17 protein-coding genes are annotated in these 19,092 nt (G+C 61.7%); 10 read left to right on the top strand and 7 right to left on the bottom strand.

Features of this window, described 5'->3' with window-relative positions; translation table 11 throughout:
• Positions 1 to 21 precede the first annotated feature (21 nt).
• The 4 genes from C447_RS13635 to C447_RS13620 all read right to left on the bottom strand — a co-directional run bounded on the left by C447_RS13635 (position 22) and on the right by C447_RS13620 (position 5,326).
• Positions 22 to 1,710, bottom strand: a complete 1,689-nt coding sequence (locus tag C447_RS13635; protein ID WP_007694904.1) for a radical SAM protein — start codon at positions 1,708 to 1,710, stop codon at positions 22 to 24.
• A gap of 253 nt (positions 1,711 to 1,963) precedes the next feature.
• Positions 1,964 to 2,440: a DUF7344 domain-containing protein gene (locus tag C447_RS13630; RefSeq protein ID WP_239639188.1), complete on the bottom strand. Its 477-nt coding sequence runs from the start codon at positions 2,438 to 2,440 to the stop codon at positions 1,964 to 1,966.
• An 850-nt stretch (positions 2,441 to 3,290) separates the two neighbouring features.
• Positions 3,291 to 4,580, bottom strand: coding sequence for a glutamate dehydrogenase GdhB (gene gdhB, locus C447_RS13625; protein ID WP_007694900.1), 1,290 nt, complete (start codon positions 4,578 to 4,580; stop codon positions 3,291 to 3,293).
• Between the two features lie 134 nt (positions 4,581 to 4,714).
• Positions 4,715 to 5,326, bottom strand: a complete 612-nt coding sequence (locus C447_RS13620; RefSeq protein WP_007694898.1) for a cyclodeaminase/cyclohydrolase family protein — start codon at positions 5,324 to 5,326, stop codon at positions 4,715 to 4,717.
• A 301-nt stretch (positions 5,327 to 5,627) separates the two neighbouring features.
• On the opposite strand from C447_RS13620, the gene C447_RS13615 reads away from it, so the two are divergent.
• The 7 genes from C447_RS13615 (at position 5,628) to C447_RS13585 (ending at position 10,630) form a co-directional block, all read left to right on the top strand.
• Positions 5,628 to 6,296: a helix-turn-helix domain-containing protein gene (locus C447_RS13615; RefSeq protein WP_007694896.1), complete on the top strand. Its 669-nt coding sequence runs from the start codon at positions 5,628 to 5,630 to the stop codon at positions 6,294 to 6,296.
• Positions 6,297 to 6,452: 156 nt separating this feature from the next.
• Positions 6,453 to 6,971 carry a hypothetical protein gene (locus C447_RS13610; RefSeq protein WP_007694895.1) on the top strand — a complete coding sequence of 173 codons (519 nt, stop codon included), beginning with the start codon at positions 6,453 to 6,455 and terminating at the stop codon, positions 6,969 to 6,971.
• Positions 6,972 to 7,504: 533 nt separating this feature from the next.
• The gene (locus tag C447_RS13605) at positions 7,505 to 8,476 is read left to right on the top strand and encodes an aldo/keto reductase (RefSeq protein ID WP_007694893.1); all 972 of its coding nucleotides are present in this window, start codon (positions 7,505 to 7,507) and stop codon (positions 8,474 to 8,476) included.
• 112 nt (positions 8,477 to 8,588) lie between these two features.
• Entirely contained in the window at positions 8,589 to 8,849 is a 261-nt protein-coding gene (locus C447_RS13600) for a hypothetical protein (RefSeq protein WP_007694890.1), read from the top strand.
• A gap of 67 nt (positions 8,850 to 8,916) precedes the next feature.
• On the top strand, positions 8,917 to 9,507 hold the full coding sequence (locus tag C447_RS13595) for a hypothetical protein (RefSeq protein WP_007694888.1): 591 nt from the start codon (positions 8,917 to 8,919) through the stop codon (positions 9,505 to 9,507).
• A 205-nt stretch (positions 9,508 to 9,712) separates the two neighbouring features.
• A complete protein-coding gene (locus C447_RS13590; RefSeq protein ID WP_007694886.1) occupies positions 9,713 to 10,054 on the top strand; it encodes a 2Fe-2S iron-sulfur cluster binding domain-containing protein in 342 nt (113 codons plus the stop codon).
• 315 nt (positions 10,055 to 10,369) lie between these two features.
• Positions 10,370 to 10,630 carry a hypothetical protein gene (locus C447_RS13585; protein WP_007694884.1) on the top strand — a complete coding sequence of 87 codons (261 nt, stop codon included), beginning with the start codon at positions 10,370 to 10,372 and terminating at the stop codon, positions 10,628 to 10,630.
• Between the two features lie 186 nt (positions 10,631 to 10,816).
• On the opposite strand, the gene C447_RS13580 is transcribed toward C447_RS13585, so the two are convergent.
• Positions 10,817 to 11,911 carry an alkaline phosphatase family protein gene (locus C447_RS13580; protein WP_239639187.1) on the bottom strand — a complete coding sequence of 365 codons (1,095 nt, stop codon included), beginning with the start codon at positions 11,909 to 11,911 and terminating at the stop codon, positions 10,817 to 10,819.
• Between the two features lie 210 nt (positions 11,912 to 12,121).
• On the opposite strand from C447_RS13580, the gene C447_RS18255 reads away from it, so the two are divergent.
• Entirely contained in the window at positions 12,122 to 12,259 is a 138-nt protein-coding gene (locus C447_RS18255; protein ID WP_007694880.1) for a DUF7503 family protein, read from the top strand.
• 2 nt (positions 12,260 to 12,261) lie between these two features.
• On the opposite strand, the gene C447_RS13575 is transcribed toward C447_RS18255, so the two are convergent.
• Together C447_RS13575 and C447_RS13570 are read right to left on the bottom strand one after the other, a co-directional pair.
• Positions 12,262 to 14,382: a hypothetical protein gene (locus tag C447_RS13575; protein WP_007694878.1), complete on the bottom strand. Its 2,121-nt coding sequence runs from the start codon at positions 14,380 to 14,382 to the stop codon at positions 12,262 to 12,264.
• 269 nt (positions 14,383 to 14,651) lie between these two features.
• Positions 14,652 to 15,122, bottom strand: coding sequence for a hypothetical protein (locus tag C447_RS13570; protein WP_237713484.1), 471 nt, complete (start codon positions 15,120 to 15,122; stop codon positions 14,652 to 14,654).
• A 1,805-nt stretch (positions 15,123 to 16,927) separates the two neighbouring features.
• On the opposite strand from C447_RS13570, the gene C447_RS13560 reads away from it, so the two are divergent.
• Positions 16,928 to 17,893: a succinylglutamate desuccinylase/aspartoacylase family protein gene (locus tag C447_RS13560; protein WP_007694874.1), complete on the top strand. Its 966-nt coding sequence runs from the start codon at positions 16,928 to 16,930 to the stop codon at positions 17,891 to 17,893.
• A 369-nt stretch (positions 17,894 to 18,262) separates the two neighbouring features.
• Positions 18,263 to 19,092 (top strand): ABC transporter substrate-binding protein (locus C447_RS13555; protein WP_449404676.1); only part of this gene is annotated, 830 nt, incomplete at its 3' end.

The raw sequence follows: 19,092 nt of genomic DNA, 5'->3' as shown, positions 1-19,092 counted from the left end.
CAAAGCCCTTCTGGGTCGGGGTCAGTCCGCGCCCTCGGGCGTTCGTGCGGTGGCGAAGCTCGGGAGGTCGACCCCGAGCGTGTCGCTGGCCTCGTCGGGCGAGCCGTAGGGCCGGTTCACCACGAGGGTACCGGCGCGTCGTTTGCCGAGCCCGGGCAGCGCCGCGAGCTCGTTCATCGAGGCGGCGTTGAGGTCGAGCGGGGCGGGGACGCCCGATACCGACCGGTAGCCGTGGTCCGTGACCGCGATGTCAACCGTCTCCCCGAGCGGCTGTTCGCCCGGGATCCCCACGAGCAGCGGGTAGGTGCCGAGCTGTCGGCCGAAGGTCGTGCCGTCCTGGTGGTATTCGAGGTGGACGTCGGGGAGTAGCGTCCCGACGGGCGCGACACGTTGGAGCATCGGGTTGTCGATCTCCTCGCGGACTTCCCGTTTGTAGCGCTTGAACAGTTTCTTGTGGTCGTCGGCGATCGCCGTGCCGGTCTCGTTCATCTTCGTGCCCGCGAAGGCCATCACCTGGCGGATGTTGACCCGTCGGAGCGAGAGGCCGGCGTCGTAGACGCGGTGGAGGAACTGCTTGTTGAGTTCGTAGGTCTCCTCGCGCTCGCCAGCGAGGCCGTGCAGGAGGTTGATCCCGGGGAGGAGCTTCGGCAGACGGTCCTCGTCGGGTCGCCAACCCGCGGACTCGTTGACGATCTCGACCGCACGAAAGCACTCGTCGGCGGTGACGTTGAGGTCGTTCTGCTCCTGCACCACGGGGTCGGCGCTTTCGAGGCCGAACGCGGCGGTATCTCCTGGAGTATTGTGCTCGGCGATGATTTCCAGACCCTCGCGTGAGGCTTCTGGCCAGCCCACGATGGTGATCGGGTTGATGTTGTCGAGGTGGAGGGTGTCCAGGTCGGGGGCTACCTCGCGGATACCGCCGTAGAGGTCGCGGAGCGCCTCGGGGTTCGGAGCCTCGCCGTCGCCGCCGTAGGCCAGCAGGTCGGCCTGCCGGCCGAGCCGGAAGTGTCGAACCCCCGCCTCGTAGAGCGCTTCGACCTCGGCGACGATCGACTCCGGCGGGCGGAAGGACGGGTTGCCGTAGAGCGGTTCGGTACAGAACGAACACCGGTAGGCACAGCCGCGCGAGGTCTCGATCTCACAGATCAGGTAGTCGGGGTGGTTCGGGTGGCTCTCGACCACGAACGCGCCCTCGCGCGCCCACCGCGTGACCTCCTCGACGTCGCGCATCCGGTCGCCGAACCCCTCCAAGCCACTCTCGACGAGGTCGTGGGCCGCCGCCTCGACGTCGCCCTTCGCCACGAACTCGAAGTCGAGGTCCTTGCGCTCCATCTCCTGCCCGCCCGCGTTCTCCTCGCCGACGCCGAACCTGACGGGGCCGCCGAGGAGTGTGGTTCCTTCGGCGACCCACGCGACCTCCTTCACCTCGTCGGGCTCGGCGGGCGTCCCGCCGACGTACTTCCCGGGGACCGTCATTCCCCCGAGGTAGACCGTGAGGTCGGCATCGGCCACGTCGCGCCAGTTCTTCTTCTCGTCGCGGAGTTCGTCGATGGTGTGGTAGGTGATCCGCTCTTCGGGAACGCCGGCGTCCACCAACGCGCCGGCGGTGAACCGCGGGTAGGTCGAGACGTACGGTGGGACCCCGAAGTGGGCGGGCTCGTCGACGTAGCCGTCCACGAGGGTCACGTCGAGGGTTGTGGGGTCGGTCATGTCCGCTGGTGCGGTCTCCGGGCGTAAAAACCCGATTACCGGCCGAGCGATTCACGGGACCGGCACCAGATTCGGCCCGAGCGAACGCCTCCATCGTTCTGGTCGCGGTCCCCGGCGACGACCGCCGACATCCGTTCTCGAAACCACGGTGTTCGTACCGCACGTCTATCCGACTTCGATCCCGGAGGTCACGGCTTCGCGGAGCAATGGCGTCGATTCGTCGTTGCGGCTAAGGTCCCCCTCGGCCCCCGAATCACGACCCGACCGTCTCCCCCCATTTCGGGGCGTATTCCTGATAGAGGGCGGACGCGATGCTGACCACGAGGAAGAGCCCGACCCAGCCCAGTATCGGGACTGTGGCGAAGAACGCCACACCGAGACTGGAAAGTGCGATGACTACCATCCCGACCGACCCGATCAGCAAACTGTAGACCGGCCACATGATGGCGCTTTCGGTGCTGGGGTTCATGTACGGGCTTACCTGGGTCCAGGTATCACCTAGTCTGACGAGTTTGCGGTTAGGTTCGTAATCGACGATACCCATCCGGTGGAGCTTCGGGAGGTGTGACTGGTGACAGGAGTTGTAGACGCTCTCCCTCACCCGACGTGGTGGCGGCGTTTCCCCGGTTTCGAGCATCGCGATGTGCTCGGACAACTCCCGTAGCGAGACGGTGTCGCGCTCCCGGTGAAGGTGTTCCAGCAGCCGAGTACGTCGTTCGTTCCGGAGCACGTCGTGTATCTCGTGTTCGCTCAGTTGTTTCGGTGTCATGTCCACGTCTTACTCGTCGCCCTTCGGCAGTAAGGCGGACGTCTAGTTATTTAAATTACATAACCTCGATCAGTTATTCGTAGGTTGGAAAAATCCAATCGATATACACGATAATACACGGTCGTACTTTCGTGGGGCGCTCCAGCGTGATGAGTCGGTGAGCGAACGGGTTCGCAGGCCGGTGCAATCGCCAGTGCGCTCCTGGCCCGGGGAGTGCTTTCGATGAACAGGGAACGAATTCGCCAATCGTCCGTCGAACGAACCGGCGAACGCGGTCCGAGTGGCGCTCCCCTTCGAGGGGATAGACGGCGGTGAGCTGGCGGCGGTCGACCTCGGAGAGCGCCATCGATACACGCTGTCGACACCGGAGATACCCCAGCCTGAACCGGTTTGGGCGGACGACTTCCGGTCTCGGGTCGATGTCCGAGAGTGCGTCCGCCGCCCGACTTGCGGACTGACAGAGTCCGTACACTGGCCCCGAGCTTCCCCAGCGATGCTACGAGAGGCGCTCTTGGATGTCCGTCCAACACTCGATGCAGATCCGTCGGTTGACGCACAACCGTCTAATGGGGGTTCCGTCGGTCGTGGTCTGGGTCACCGAGCGCGTTCTGTCCGCTACTTCGAGGATCACTCGGTGCCGTGGCCGCTCCGAGGAGAGGGACCCTTCGCAGATCGGGCACGTATCCATTTCCACCAAGATAACGCCGCTGCTACATAAATTCACCCCCGATTCACCTTGTATTTCCGATCGACGGTTCGGGTCGACGTCTCGCCGTTCCGTACGGAACGGCCGAGGACCGCCTGAACGGCGCTACGGCCAGAGCCCACGCTCGTCGTAGGCCTCGGCGATCCGTGAGAGCGCAACGATGTACGCGGCATCGCGCCACGAGACCGAGCGCGCCTCGAACTCGTCCCGAACGCCCTCCCAGGCCGTCAGCATTTCGTCCTCGAGCTCCTCGTTCACTCGCTCTTTCGACCAGGCCCGTCGGTTGATATCCTGCAGCCACTCGAAGTAGCTTACCGTCACGCCGCCGGCGTTCGCGAGGATGTCGGGAATGACCGGGACGTCGCGGTCTTCGAGGGCCTCGTCGGCCGCAGGCGTCGTCGGTCCGTTCGCGCCCTCGACGACGAGGCCGGCTTCGATCTCGTCGACGTTCTCGTCCGTAATCACGTTCCCTATCGCGGCCGGGATGAGAACGTCGACGTCGAGTTCGAGCAGCGTCTCGTTCGAGATCGTCTCGATGCCTCCACCGGTCGCGGCATCCGTCAGTGGCCCCTCGGCGTCGATGTTCGCGACGTCGAGCCCCGTCGGGTCGCGGATCCCTCCGTCGACGTCGCTGACCGCCGTGACCGTCGCCCCCCAGTCGTCCAGTATCCGTGCTGCGGTCGCCCCGACGCTCCCGAACCCCTGTACTGCGACCGTCGTCTCGTCGAGCGGCCGGTCGTACTGCCCACAGGCTTCCCGGGTGACGATCGCGACGCTCCGTCCCGGTGCCTCGGAGCGCCCGTAACTGCCGCCGATGGCCGGACGCTTCCCGGTCACGACCCCCGACGTCGTTTCGCCGTTTCGCATACTGTACGCGTCCATTATCCATCCCATGACCTGGGCGTCGGTCCCGATATCCGGGGCGGGGATGTCCTTCGTCGGACCGATGAACGAACTGAACTCGTGGGTCAACCGACGTGTGAGTCGTTCCGTTTCGAGCTCGCTCAGCTCCTTCGGATTCACTCGTACACCGCCTTTCGCGCCGCCGAACGGGAGGTCCATCACCGCACACTTCCACGTCATCAGCATCGCCAGGCCGACACACTCGTCCCTGTCGACCTCCGGACTGTAGCGTAGCCCACCCTTGTAGGGCCCGCGAACGCTGTCGTGCTGGGCCCGATAGCCGGTGAAGACGTCGACGGTCCCGTCGTCCCGCCTGACCGGGATGGTGACCTCCTGTATCTTACTGGGGTGGTGTAGCTGCTCGATGATGTCCGGACTGACGTCGACGTAGGCGGCGGCCTGCGTGAGTTGCTGTTGCGCCGTTTCACCGATCGAGTGTTCCGTCTCGGGGCCCGATGACTCGTCCGACGGTGTGGATGTGTCTTCGCTCATTTTCTGAAAGTAGAACGGCAATCGGTGACCCTCCCGGAAAGAAGTGTGGCTTGCAACCTTCTCCTTCTATCGATGATCATCGTCGCGTTCGTGTGGGAGGCACGACGAACACGCGGGAACCGACCGAGATCGGGTCACCCCGTTCGTTCGAGATTCGACGTTATTCGCGAGAGGGCTTCGTCGCTTTCGTTGCTGATGGTGTCCAACCGGTCGTCGATCTCCGAAACCGTGGCCGTGTCCTCCAGTAGTTCCAGGTTCGTTCGTGCCGTGAGGACCGACGACCGAAGGACTGAACGGGTGAGCAATGCCCCAGTCCCGGCATCGGCGATGGCGTTCGTGTTGCCGTTCGCCGTCGCTGCCGTCGCGTGTTCGAGGATATCGAGACAGGACTCGGCAACCGCAACGGGAACGTCGACGGCACGGAGCGCCTTCTCGTGAACCAGCTCGGCGCGACCGTCGTCGTCCGACGTCTCGAAAGCCGCCTGCAGCTCCTCGACCGCTCGTGCGTCCTCGTCGGCGAGTTCCAGCAGCCGGGCCCGGTGTTCCGCGAGTTCGTCGCGACGGTCCCCGAACTCGGCGTGGACGTTGGCGTAGCCCTCCTTCTCGACGGTGTGGATGCAGGCCATCTCACAGAGCGCGGCCCCGAACGCACCACCGACGGCGGCGACCGCACCGCCGCTCGGTGTGACGGTGGGTGCTGCGACGCTCGCGAGGAACTCATCGAGTGGTTGGTTTGCGAAGGTCATCGCTGTTCTCTCGGTGAGAGACGACCAGCGTCGTCAAGAGCGTACTGGCACTATTCACGTAGTGACGAATCGATCTCGGGTCGTGTTCTGCTAGTCGTCTCGACGCGGCTCTCACCGTCAACCGACGGATGTGGGAACGGAGCATCGAACGGGCCGCGGGGTACAGACGGTGGTCGCCGTTCCTCTCGATAGCGGGGTTTCACCAGTGACGCGCACCGGGCACCCGAACTCCACTTCTGCATGGACACGACACCGATCTGTCGCACAAAACCTTCATATGCAAGCGTGCGGTCTCATATCTGTGTCGACGATAGCGGAGTTCAGCATCCCGGTGGCGGAGTTCGCGCTCCACGATACGCTCGAACGCCGTCCGGATATGGTGTTCGAGGTCGACCGTGTGGTGGCCCACGAGACCACCCGGGTGGTGCCGTTCGTGCGGGCGACGTACGGGGAGTTCGAGGGGTTGACCGGGATACTCGAAGACGATACGAGCGTCGCGGAGGTCGAACTGCTCGCCGACGTCGAGGGCGAGCGGTTCTACCGGATGGTGTGGAGCGACCACGCACAGATCATCGGCTACATGGTCGCCGAACTGGGAGCGACCATCCAGGAGGCCACCGCAAGCGACGACGAATGGCATCTCCGCGTGTTCTTCCCCGAGCGACGCGGGCTGTCGGCAGCCAACGAGTACGCCCGCGAAAACGAATTCACCCTGGACGTGACCCGTATCTACGGGGTCGACGAACTCGAAGAGGCTCGACACAACCTCTCCGAGGGCCAGTACGAAGCCCTCACCGCTGGCGTCGAACGAGGCTACTACGACATCCCACGCGAGATCAACGCCCAGGAACTCGCCGACGAACTCGGCATCTCCCACCAGGCCCTCTCCGAGCGGTTCCGACGGGCGACCAAGAACCTCGTCACAAACGCACTCCTCGTCGACGAGGAGCGCGAAGACGAGGGGGGTTGAGACTGCGGGGACAGGGGAAGGATCGCGTGTCGACCACGACTCTATCGGGAATCACTCCGGAACCGTGAATCGACCCACACGATATGATGACGATGGACCTTACTATACACAGCTTCGGTTCGGTAGGTATATAAACGAATCAATAAGGGTAGTGATATGAAGTCGAGAGGTGTGGTCTGGCTCGTCGCTGTCGGGATCACCGTTTTTATGCTCGGCGGCAGTATCGCTGGATTCCCCTTCGTCGACGAATCGGGAACTCCTTCCTCCGACCGGTCGTCCGAGACGGTCGTCGTCACGGATTTCACCCCTAGTGAAGTACACTGCGGTCCTGGTGTCCAGCCCGGGATCCGAATGCTGCGGATGAACGCGCCGACACAGCATCGCTCGAACTACACGATCGCGGGAGCGCTCCCGGTTCGCGGCCCGACCGCGGTACTCGACGAGCCACGGGTGAAGAACGGGCCGACGCAGTTCCTCGTCAATATCACGAGTCCTCAGGCTGCGTACAACCCCCAGAACACGAGTTGCGCCGCGTTTTACCGCTTGGAGTTCACCGTCCCCTATGCTGGGACCGATCCCTACTCGGTGCTATTGCTCCACAACGGTCGGTTCGTCCAGCAGGAGTACAACTCACAGTTCAAGAACGGAACGTACGTCAGCGGGGACCTCACGTGAACGAACGCGACGATACCGACTCCCTCGTGTGAGGGACTAGCTTTGGCGAGCAGCAACCGGTCGGCAGTGCATGGGGTCGGCAGCCATGACACCGTTCGAGAATCCTCGATCCTCGTGCCACCGAATTCCGATCCCGACCTAGCCGTTGGGAAAGCCCATCAGCCGGTCGCGCCGCCGGTCGACGGTGCGGGTGGCAGGTGAAAGCTCAGGTGTTTACCGACCGAGGGAACTGGCTACCGACGGGGAAGCTCGGAGGGCTCTTCCCCATTGGCATCCGCTCTCCGGACTTGCCCACGTTCTTGTCCTCGAATACGACGTCTCCGGAGGGATCTCGGGTCGACCGCACTCGTCGGTGATCGGGATCGTCTTCGCCAGCAGGCTGCTCGGCACGGGCGTTTCGATGGTCGACATGGTGTTCGGGGTCGACGGATGGCGCGCAAAATGAGGTCGCGGGCCATCACCCCTTCCCGAAAGCAACGACGGCTCACCGGGACGTCCGACAGCACTATGCTGGTTCACGTGGTCGGATAGGCGTGGAATACACGACACTCGGCTCCACGGGGATGGAGGTCTCGAAGATCTGCCTCGGTTGCATGAGCTTCGGGAGCGGTCACGACTGGATGCTCGACGAGGACGAGGGACGCGAACTCGTCGAACGCGCCATCGACCACGGCATCAACTTCTTCGATACGGCGAACACCTACTCCGCGGGCGAGAGCGAGCAGATCCTCGGGAACGTGCTCTCCGAGTACGACCGCGACCAGCAGGTCGTCGCCACCAAGGTCCGGTTCAGCGGAGCGACCGACCACCGAAACGCCGCCGGGCTCTCCCGAAAGACCATCGAACAGGAGCTGGAACACTCCTTAGACCGACTGGGGATGGACACGGTCGACCTCTATCAGATCCATCGGTGGGATTACTCGACGCCGATCGAGACGACGCTTCACGCCCTCGACGACGCGGTCCATCGTGGCAAGGTCCGTCATCTCGGCGCGTCCTCGATGTGGGCCCACCAGTTCGAACACGCACTGGACGTCGCGGACGACCATGGCCTCGCACGGTTCGAGACGATGCAGGACCTCTATCACCTGGCCTACCGCGAGGAGGAACGCGAGATGCTTCCCGTCTGTCGGCGCGAGAACGTCGGGGTCATGCCGTGGAGCCCACTCGGTGCGGGCTATCTCACGCGCCCGCACGCGGCGTTCGCGACGACAACCCGGAGCGAACACGAACTCGACGAGGGGGTGCCGTATCACGAGGGACCGGGAAGCGAGGCGATCAACGACCGTGTGAAGGAGTTGGCCGACGAGTACGACGCGACGATGGCACAGATCGCCCTCGCGTGGCAGTTCCAGAACGAGAACGTCGATGCGCCGATCGTCGGCACGTCGAGCATCGAACACCTCGACGCCGCGGTGGCCGCCCTCGACATCGGTCTCTCGGATTCGGACGTCGAGTACCTCGAAGAGCCGTATCATCCAGTGGCGATCTACGGGCACGACTGAGCCGACCCCGGGGCCGATTTCGCCTCTCACTCCGTACCCCGCCTCGATGAGCGGGTGTTCGGCTCGGGAGACGAGAGTAAAGGGTATTGCCGTCCGGCCCGACGGGACGTCCATGGTCGAGACGGCGGGGACCGTCTCCGGACGGCGTATCCTCGGTGCGATCGCCGCACTCACGGTCCTCGTAGTGGCAGGTGTCGGCTACTTTCTCGGAACCCTGGATCCGTCGAAAACGGCGACGCTCCTGGGTTTCACCTTTCCTCAAACGCCATACAGCATGGCCGGGTTCGGTGTCGTCTTCGCGCTGTGCAGTTTCTTCGTTCTGTACGCTTGCATCACCATGTTTTCGCCGACGAAGTCGGGAAACGAAACCTGACGTCACTATCGGTCGTGTGGACCGCTATCCGGCCCCTTATTTCCTCTTGTACCCGTGTTCCTGTACGATGACGAGTATCAACGAGAACATCATCTCGGAGGCCGAAGAACGCAATCGGAACCTGCTCGCCGACGAACTCCTCAAGCTGATCGAAATATATCACCCGCACGAGGAGCCGGGCGTGAGCAGGGAGACGGTCGCGGCGTACTCGGAGGCGCTGACCGGCGGTGCGCAGGGAAGCTTCGACCGTGGCACGTTCGACGAGACGGTGAACGCACGGCTTACCGATGCCGAAACGTGGGCCGATGCCGATAGCTTCTACGCACTGGGGACGGACCGAATAAGCATCTACCCCGGCTCTTGGCACGACGATATCGGTCGGTCGACCGACGTCCGCGAGTACATCCGATACCTCCGCGACGAGGCGGACGAGTTCGAATCCTTCAGCTCCCAGGGAACCGGGTACGGGATACCGGAAAGCGACCTCATCGACATCGTCGCCGTCGTCGGTCGGACCGACCCCGACGCGGTCAAAGCGCGTATCGAGGACCTCAGGGACGGCGGTGCGATCGTCGAAGGCCCCGACCAGCATCCGGACGCACGCGTTCGGCTCGCGGAGGACGCCGACGAGGTTCAGGACCCGACGCTCGACAAGTGACCGGTCGGGGCTTCCAGGGAATGTTCTTTTTCTGATCTGTTATGGGGCGATTACATCACTTTTCAGCTCGAAAAGCGGGGTGCGGCGTTCTTCACACCGCCCGGGATCCGAGGTGCCGATAAAGAGCGGCGACAGGACAGGTCGTTCTGATCGAGGGCTCTCCGTCTACGGTGGTGTTGACGTTGCTCGAACTCGTATCGAGGTCATGGACGAGCGAATCCCCGTAACGGTCGTCACCCAGGACGACGAGACGACCATCGAGGTCGGACGTGGCGACAACCTTCGGGATGCGTTGTTGGAACATGGATTCCCCGTCTACGGAACGATCTCGACCCACGCCAACTGTGGCGGACGAGGTCTGTGCGCGACCTGTACCGTCGAGGTTGATCCGGGTCCGGAGCCGACCCACTGGCACGATGTTGCAGCCGTTCGGTTCGGCTATCCCCGCCTCTCGTGCTGTATCGAGGTCGAGCACCCGCTCACGGTCCGGCTTCTCGATAAGTACGTCTGGGGACAGGTGCTTCCTCGTCGCCTGGACGTTCCGTAGGGACTACCGATCGTCCGCTGGGTCCCGACGAGCCGGTCACTGATTCATCCCAAAACCAGCACTTCCCCGCAGTTCGCACACGGAATTGTGTTTTGGTCCGACCTCGGGCGCTCCGGCTCCCCGTAATCCGTCTCGGCACCACACTCCGGACAGACGACGACTTCCATACCGATCGATTATGCTATACACGAGTAAACAGTCCTTGCCTGCGCACGCAAGGTACGGTGGGTGAGAGGAGGGGGCGACGAGCGAACTATAGACCGCTTCTGAAGGGGCCGTAAACGGCATGCCTCCTCGGTACCTACGAGGTGCTCCATGAGCACAGAGAAACTCACGGAGGACGACGTCGGAAAGGACGTCGTGAACACGAACGGCGCGACGGTCGGTATCGTCGTGAGCGTCGAGGACGGGGTCGCTCACGTCGACGTCGACCCGAACATCACCGATACGGTGAAGGCCAAACTCGGGTTGAACGACGTCTCCGATCAGACGTTCCCCCTCAACCCGGGCGATGTGAGTGCGAGTACCGACGACGAACTCCGGGTCACGGACATCTCCGGTGCGGACGGGCGGTGACACGTCGGGAGAGAACACGAACCCGATCGACGAGGACCGGATCGACGCGGTTGGCGACGACAAGATCATCCTGAAAACTGCAGCTGGAGGGGGGATTCGATTGCTCAGTCATTACCACCCGACTACGCAGGCGGGAACCACCGATCGCGGTGCAAAACGAGCGGGAACTCGCCTGATCGACCCTTCTCACAGGTAGCCCAGGTTCGAGAGCCGGTTCTCTACGTCTTCAGGCGTCCGAGCGTGCGTACTCGATCTCCCCGAGTAGGCTGCTCTGACCGGCGGTTCAGCGATGATACGGTGCGACTCCGTCGCGTTCTCGAGCACGTCACGAACATCGAGCACCGATTCGGCACCATCGAGGAGTTCTTCGCTGGGGGCACCGAGGAACGCATTGTGTGTATGGTCGCCGTCCTGAAGCCCGTGGTCGGAGACGCAGAACACCCGGTCTTCGGGCTGTAGCATTCGTTTGACGTCCTCGGTCCATCGCGCGGCCATCCGATAGGCACGCTCCTGCCAGCCAGGATCCGTCTCGGCTGCGACGGGCGCTACGTGGCCGATCGTATCGAGGAAGCCCAGCCAAACGAACACGAGGTCGTACTCGCGTTGGACGGCGGAACGAACGACGCCCAACTTCCCCGCGGCTTCGGCGGCGAGTCGCTCCTCGAGTCGTGAGAGGGACGCGGTCGGGGTGGACCGTTTGTTCCCGTCACTCGTCTTCTCAGACCGAAGGAATTCCTTGAGCTGTGCCCCCCGGTCGAAGAGGATATCGAGCTCGTCGTCGGCAGGGACTCGATAATTCGGGACGGCGACGGGACGCGCCGTCCGGCCGTCGAACACCGTCTCGATCCCTTGGTCGTGGAAGTACCCCGCGGACTTGAAGTCGAGCTCGACGCCTCGGTTCTGGAGTCGCAGACCGAAGCCGGTCCGGACGTCGCGTGGCACCCACCTCGACGCATACTGACTGATCGTAGAGAGCACTGGATTCCTCCAGTCGACCCCCGCCTCGGACTCCACTCGAATGCCGTGTGCTTCCGGTGGACGACCGGTGATTATCGACGGCCAGACTTCGTAGGTGTGGGGTTCACCCAGGTACGGATTGTCGAAGGTCTCCAAACCGGTGTGAGCGGGCCCGAACGAACCCTCCAGGTGATACTCCCTCACCAGTTCGTGATCGAGAGCGTCCCACCCCAGTACAACTGTCATTCCACTCATGAGACGAGTAGTGTCGTATTTCGTATGAAATAGGGGCTTGCAGACGCCGCCCCTACTCCCTCTCCCCACGTATAGCGGTTGCCAACTGTAGGCTGCTTCACGCTTCAATTCGGTCGATAGTCCGGAGGCGCACGGCTACAACGGACACTATCGTGATGTGCCGGGCGAGTCACAGGTCTCATTCGGAATTCTCTATGATGTTACGAGAAAAACCAATTCAGTTCATATCATAACTATTCGAAAATATTCATATCGAGGGCGCGTCTCCGGTAAAACGCAATGTCCGATACCAACGAACTCCGGACGTACCTACAGAACCACCCGAAAACCCTCGCCGCGCTGTTCGGCCTGATGACCCTCCTGTCACAGGTGGGCAGCGCAGCAGCGGCTCACTCTAGTGCCTACGCTGGCCCGTAATTCTATAGCTCGTTAGCGTCGATCTCAGAACTCCACCGCAATTTCCCATCGATCTTAGTCGGTGCGTCCGATAGTGGGAGAAAATCCATAAGCTCGTTCTGCGTGAGACCGTTCTCTCGAATGTTCTCGGTAGAGATGTGGTACTCGCTGTCGTCGAGATGGGGCACCACCAACGTTCCCATTCCGGTTCTCGACGTGTGATACGCACTGAACGTCAAATCGAACAGTCCGTCGTTGCGTTCCACGTGCAGTAGATTCGCGGTCAGACTTTCGGCCTGTGCGATCGAGAGGGTTCCGTCGCCCACGACGAGGTACTCCTCGCCCATGATGCTCTCGTCACGCGCGATATCGAGCGCTGGACGGAGCGGAAACCCGCAGTTGAGCAGGCGTGCAAGCGTCCGTCCGATCCTGACCGCTTCACAGTTCAGGACGTCGCTGAGTGTAACGATACCACCGATGGCCCCGTGCTCGATGAGGGCCATGCCCTGGCGGTAGGATCGACACGCGTTGAGCAGGAACGCGTCCACACCGACGGATTCCAACGTCGTCGCGTCGAGTTTGCCGTCCGCGCACTCGAAGCCCTCCGGGTCGACGTGGCCGATGTAGTGGAGGAAATCGGTCCGGGACGAGAGCACCTCCTTCAGCTCCGTGGTCGTGAGTTCGCGCTCGACGGAGACCTCGAAGGGCAACTCGTCGCGCTCGCCGTAGACCTCGTTGATGAAATCACGCTCCTCGTCCATCGTCGCGTCGTTACAGACGACCGTGATCTCGATGTCACCGGCAGTGGGCGTCCGATCGAGCCGATGCCGGTAGGCTTCGATCGACGCCTTGCTCGCGTTCACGGGGGTCCCCTCGCCCACCCACATCTGTTCCAGCGACCCGTCCAGCTCCGGCTCCACGAACGTATCCCCGGACCGGGCGACGCTCCCCGAACTCGCACTCCGCGTGAAACCATCGCGTCGAGCCGATTCAGCCACTGCAGCTCCACCGGTCTCTACGGCTCCCGACGTGGCGGGATTCGGTGCGCTCGTCGGATCGCTACACCGGACGATGGCGAGGTCGTTGACGGCGAACGGGAGCATCTCGACGCTGGACGCCGTGGGCTCCACGTGAGTGGTGAGCTTCCATTTCGGGACGTGGGCTTCGAGCGTCTCGAACGGAATCGCGAGATAGGCTTCGAGTTGATCGGCCAACGAATCATCATACAGACCGGCGAAGTCGAGTTCGAGGTCGCCTTCGAGCGCCTCCCGCTCGTGAACCCTCACAGGAGTGAGCCCTTCGGTACGTGTGAGACAGTCGAGGAAGAACACCTGTTTCAGGGTGCGTTCGACGGTCCGTTCGAACCCCAGCGGTCCATCCAGATCGTATTCGAACCCAGTGTCGGCTTGCAGGAGCGGTTCATCGCCGGGCACCAGCCGCGCGCCGAGGTAGTACGCCAGCGGCGCAGCGACGAATATCATGCGGCGGTCGGTCGGAAGTTCGATAACGACACCCGAATCGGGCGGTTCGAGCCCTGCGAGGTCGAGTTCCTCGCCGAGTTCGACCAGTGGTGGATGACCCCTGAGGGTCGGAAACGAGCGCTCCGGACTCGTCGTCTTGAGGGCCGAACCGAACGTCGAGACCGCCCGCATCAGGTCCTCGGGGTCCGACGTCGTCGTCACCGTCGCCGCCGGCTGGTCGTGGTGTGAGCGCGCTCCCACCACCACCGCCGTCGAACCGCCGAACTCGATGCGCATGGTTTCGGCGGTGGCGCGCAGCGTGATAGGGCTCTCGACCAGGAGATAGAGCTTGATCGGCGCGCTCAGCTCGATCGTATACCGGCCCGCGGGTAGCTCCTCGAAGGCGAAATGCTCGGCTTCACACAGCGGTGTTCCGTCCCCGTCGCGAACGTGCACGGAGACGACACTCGGCAGCGAGATGGCTTCGGTACGGATCGAAACGGCGGTATCGACCGGAAACCGGAAGTCGTCCGTCGGAGCGGGCTCGGGCTGCACCGGTTTCGGTGTCGACAGCATGTAGCGATGGCGCTCGATAGGGTCGACCGCGACCAGCCCACCGCCCTCCGGAGCCTCGAAGAACGGCTCCTTGTCAGCTCCCCTGGGTCGTCCATCCAACTCGCTCATCCTCTATCCGTCCGGTGCGCTCGCTGAAGTAAAAGCGTAGCGGTGGTCAGACCGACATTCGGCTCTTGGAGTACCGTCCGTCCTATTCCCTGGCACGCAGAATATCTGTAAGTATACGTACGAGTACCGCTATCGATAACCACGGAACCTCATCAGTCGGTTTCTCAGGTGAGACGGATAGATAGCTCCCTCATCCGTTCACAGGCGAAAGAAGCGCACCCCTCATTTGTTGATCCGCGTTCAAGGAGACCGTACCTCTCGCCTTGCGCTCACGTCACACGATCGATCTTGTCCGTCTGTAACCGTGCGATCCTGGTCACCGTCTCGATTCGGTCGTCGCGGGACGGTGTCTCCCGACCAGTATCCGAATCCGTCTCACTGAGAAGGGTATGCGTGAGTCGGAACACGTGGTTCGCGGTGACTACCTCGATATCGGTGACGACGTCGGTCCACCAGAGAAAGGCGGTCTCGCCGACCGAGCGATTCGCGGTCGAGACGCTCTCGTTCGCCCGCATCTGGTCCGGGAGGTTTCCCAGTGAGCAGGTCCCGCCGAGTGCTTCGAGCGTCTCACCCTCACAGGGCCACAGCCGGAGTCTAACGGTCTGCGGGTACGGTTCGTCGGCGCGATAGCTCGCGGTTACCGTCCCGCTCTCGGTGACGACCGGGGAACCCCCCTCCGAGTACGTCCACGTTTCACCGATCGCTTCGGCCGTGAGCGCTCGGTCCGCTGGTCCGCTCATGCTCCCGGAGAGACATCCCGAAACACCGGCAGCGACGACCGGAAGGCCCCCGAGCATCCGCAGATAGCGTCGTCTCCGCATCAGTTCACGGACACCTCACGACCGACAAAGGTCACGTTTGCTACCACTTTCAACGAGTATTGCACCCGTAGCAGTATGAGCATGTTGGCAGTTGCACATCATCGATCGCCCGGAACGGATCCGAGTAGTTACCGTGATCGTCTACGAAACGACTGCTCATTTCATTCAGCCCCCTCTAGTACGTTAGTTGGGCATTAATCGGTTCTCTTTCTGGACGATCGAGATACGGAGGGGGGCGATACGTATATATTACTAACGGACATAAGACGTATACAACTCAGTTTTGTGGGGGTTGGAGGAAATGCATGAAGATAGGACTAGAGGCCGAATACTGGGTCATCGACGAAACGGGCGCGCTCTGCGATGGGCGAGAACTCCTCGACGCGCACGAGTANATGAAGATAGGACTAGAGGCCGAATACTGGGTCATCGACGAAACGGGCGCGCTCTGCGATGGGCGAGAACTCCTCGACGCGCACGAGTACGTCGATCCGGAGTTCGTCTCGTCACTCATCGAGGTCAAGACGCCACCGGTCGAGAGTGAGTTCGAGCTACGAGAGGCCTTGCAATCGACGCTCCAAGCAGTACTGACGGCGGCGACTGCAAATGGGAAGCATCTCGTTCCGCTCGGAACACCCCTCTCGGATAGCTCCTCACCGATCGTGAGCGAGCGAGGCCGACTCCTCGAACGAATTTATGGCGATGGGATCAAACCCGCGACACAGTGTGCTGGAACCCATATNTCACCGATCGTGAGCGAGCGAGGCCGACTCCTCGAACGAATTTATGGCGATGGGATCAAACCCGCGACACAGTGTGCTGGAACCCATATCCACTTCGACGCCGTGGACATCCCGCGGCAGGTGAACCTCCTCACCGCACTCGATCCGGCGCTTGCACTCGTGAGTTCCTCTCCGTGTTACGCAAGCGAACACGTGATGTACAGCGCACGTCCGTACGCATATCGCTCGCTGTGTGGTGATGAGTTCATTCGATTCCGCGACCTCTGGGAATATACGACCGATACCGCTGCCTGGGATGAGCAACTTGCCAGTGAATACGAGGCGTTCCGTACGCTCGCGGCCGACCGAGGTGTTTCAGAGACAGAATTCAGGGCCCATTTCCAGCCCGAGAACACGATGCCGATGCCGGTCCGCGTTCGACAACGATTCCCAACCATTGAGTGGCGGGCACCCGATACAGCTCTGCCCTCCCAGATAGTGAGGCTGGCCATGGATATGTCCCGAATCGTCGAGCAAACGGCCTCAAAGACCGTCGAAGTCGGCGAGCCGGGTATCGACGCAGACCGAATTCGGATTCCTACTTTCGAGGAGCTTCTGCAGCTCACAGCAGCCGCGATGGAAGAGGGTCTTGACTCTCCAGCAGTATGGGACTATCTCGAAGCGATGTCCATCAATCCACGCGACTACCAACCGATTGCCGACGAAATCGACTGTCAGTCTCCCATTTCCGTTACCGAGGCACGACGTATTCGACTCAAATACGCCGACCGACTCGAACGTGATGTCGCAACATTATCGATGGGTACCGAAACACGACAACAATCCCCATCAAGCATCCTGACAAACGGCCTACAAGCAGCAACTGAGCGGTTAGGGCTATGGTAAGTATGCCGAGAGTTGATTCCCACGATGAGAATCTGCTAGCTCAATTAGCAGTTAATTCAGGCTTTCAACATATGACCCTGCGAAGAGAGTATACTCATGTCTGAACACACTAGCGAACGGATCGTTCTCGCCCGCCTCCCTTCAGGCATTGAAGTGGCGACGACCGTTCACACCTATACTGGGAGTAACTCGGGGCCGACTCTGTACGTTCAGGCTGCCCAGCATGGTCGTGAGGTCAATGGCACGGAGGTCCTCCGTCGCCTGCATGACCGTCTCAAGCCCGCCACGCTTTCCGGAACCCTCATCGCGATTCCAGTCGCAAACCCACTTACGTTTGACCGGGTCTCCTACACGACGTCCGAATCGCTCGACTCGGTGAACGCGAACATGAACCGGGTCTGGCCGGGCAATTCCAATGGCTCGCTCCATGAACGTATGGTCGCCCGTCTTTGGGAATTCGCGAGCGGAGCGGATGTTGTCATCGACCTTCATACAGGCAGTCCAAGCACGCTAACGCACGTCGTCTTCGAAGAGGGCGACCATGCCTCTCGTGACCTCGCGACCGTGTTCGGTACCGATCTCCTCTTGGGCGAGCCGGTTGAGAACGACACTGGCGAGGAATGGGCTGTTCGTGGCTTCAGCGGCAAGTTTCGAGTTACTGCCGCCAAAAGCGAAACACCCTCCATTACACCCGAACTCGCTCAGAGCAAACAGCTCATTGAGCCTGCCATCAAAACGGGGGTAGCTGGGATACTGAACGTCCTTCGCTACCTCACTATGCTCAAGGGTGAGCCGGAGTCGAATGGCAATCCCATTCTTGCCCGAAACCACCTCAGTCGTATCGTCGCTGCTGACTCAGGGTTGTTTCAAACGGACCCTGCCATCGAACTCGGACAGGAAATTTCAACCGGCAACCGATTGGGGACACTCTATGCCCCAACCACCTATGAGAAACTGCAGACTGTCGAAGCAGATCGAAATGGAGTACTCTACTCTCTTACCCAGGAGGCGACTGTCATCGAAGGCGACACACTAGCGAGTGTGGCCGTCAAACGTAGGTGAGGCAGCGAGGTGTGGGTTTCAGTAGTTCGAAACAAGTCTAGCCTGTTAGTAGCCACATGATTGCTGGCAGGCTGTCAGTGACCACATATAGTTCAAATCCATGAAAACCCCTCAAAGAGAGTGCATCCTGATCCGAGCCTCATCAACAGGCTTGAGGCTACTGGCAGGAGTGCGGATTGATGGAGTATTATTAACCGAACGCAGCGATATGCCTGTACTTCCAAGCTAGATGGTTATTCGTATAGCCGATAATCGCTCTGCCAGGATAGTTCACCAAAGGTGAGGAGTGTTCTTTTCGCTCACCAATCTTTGGCCTAATCATCTCTCGCTCCGGGACAGATGCACCACATAGGGAACTAGGAACAAAACATGTACCGAAATGATCACAGTCCCCTGAAAGAGGGGATTTCGAGAAGTACTCGGCGGCGATTCCTCCAGGCAGCGACCGTCGCGGGAACGGGTCTCGCGACCGGCTGTCTGGGTGTCGCGAGCGGAACCGGAACGACGCTAACGATGGGTTATCAGCCCNCAGCGACCGTCGCGGGAACGGGTCTCGCGACCGGCTGTCTGGGTGTCGCGAGCGGAACCGGAACGACGCTAACGATGGGTTATCAGCCCTTCTCGGCCCACGCGTGGGAGGCGTTGGTGATGAAGCACGACGACGACCTCGTGGACCGCCACCTCCCCGACGACTACTCGCTGGAGTGGCAGTCGGCACTCCAGGGGTCGGTGATCGCGAACCGGATCAGCGTCGGGAAGAACCAGGTCGGGTGGATGGGCGATATGCCCGCACTGGTGACGATCGCCCAGACCGAGACCCCTGCGAGCCTCGTCGGGCTCGCCAACTGGTCGCACGGCCAGCAGTGTAACCTNATGCCCGCACTGGTGACGATCGCCCAGACCGAGACCCCTGCGAGCCTCGTCGGGCTCGCCAACTGGTCGCACGGCCAGCAGTGTAACCTTCTGATCGTCCCGCGGGACTCGCCGATCGAGCAGACGGCCGACATCGCGGGCAAGTCCGTCGGCGTCACGACCGGGTCGTGTACCCACCGGTATCTCCTCCAGGTGCTCGACGCCGAGGGGATCAATGTGACAATTGAGGATACAGATATCTCCACGATCCTCGCGAACCTCCGGGAGGGACGGATCGCGGCGGGGCTGGGCTGGGAGCCCTCGGTCGCGAAGTCGGTCTTCCAGGA

The organism is Halococcus hamelinensis 100A6 (genome assembly GCF_000336675.1).
Classification (GTDB): domain Archaea; phylum Halobacteriota; class Halobacteria; order Halobacteriales; family Halococcaceae; genus Halococcus; species Halococcus hamelinensis.
The sequence above is the reverse complement of the archived record's forward strand: the minus strand, read 5'-3'. Positions and strand labels throughout refer to the sequence as shown.

Bases quoted from the DNA above. Each gene is read 5' to 3' on its own strand.
- C447_RS13585 (WP_007694884.1), top strand. From the start codon at position 10,370: ATGAGCACAGAGAAACTCACGGAGGACGACGTCGGAAAGGACGTCGTG.
- gdhB (WP_007694900.1), bottom strand. From the start codon at position 4,580: ATGAGCGAAGACACATCCACACCGTCGGACGAGTCATCGGGCCCCGAG.
- C447_RS13590 (WP_007694886.1), top strand. From the start codon at position 9,713: ATGGACGAGCGAATCCCCGTAACGGTCGTCACCCAGGACGACGAGACG.
- C447_RS13600 (WP_007694890.1), top strand. From the start codon at position 8,589: ATGGTCGAGACGGCGGGGACCGTCTCCGGACGGCGTATCCTCGGTGCG.
- C447_RS13560 (WP_007694874.1), top strand. From the start codon at position 16,928: ATGTCTGAACACACTAGCGAACGGATCGTTCTCGCCCGCCTCCCTTCA.
- C447_RS13595 (WP_007694888.1), top strand. From the start codon at position 8,917: ATGACGAGTATCAACGAGAACATCATCTCGGAGGCCGAAGAACGCAAT.
- C447_RS13570 (WP_237713484.1), bottom strand. From the start codon at position 15,122: ATGAGCGGACCAGCGGACCGAGCGCTCACGGCCGAAGCGATCGGTGAA.
- C447_RS13635 (WP_007694904.1), bottom strand. From the start codon at position 1,710: ATGACCGACCCCACAACCCTCGACGTGACCCTCGTGGACGGCTACGTC.
- C447_RS13575 (WP_007694878.1), bottom strand. From the start codon at position 14,382: ATGAGCGAGTTGGATGGACGACCCAGGGGAGCTGACAAGGAGCCGTTC.
- C447_RS13610 (WP_007694895.1), top strand. From the start codon at position 6,453: ATGAAGTCGAGAGGTGTGGTCTGGCTCGTCGCTGTCGGGATCACCGTT.
- C447_RS13620 (WP_007694898.1), bottom strand. From the start codon at position 5,326: ATGACCTTCGCAAACCAACCACTCGATGAGTTCCTCGCGAGCGTCGCA.
- C447_RS18255 (WP_007694880.1), top strand. From the start codon at position 12,122: ATGTCCGATACCAACGAACTCCGGACGTACCTACAGAACCACCCGAAA.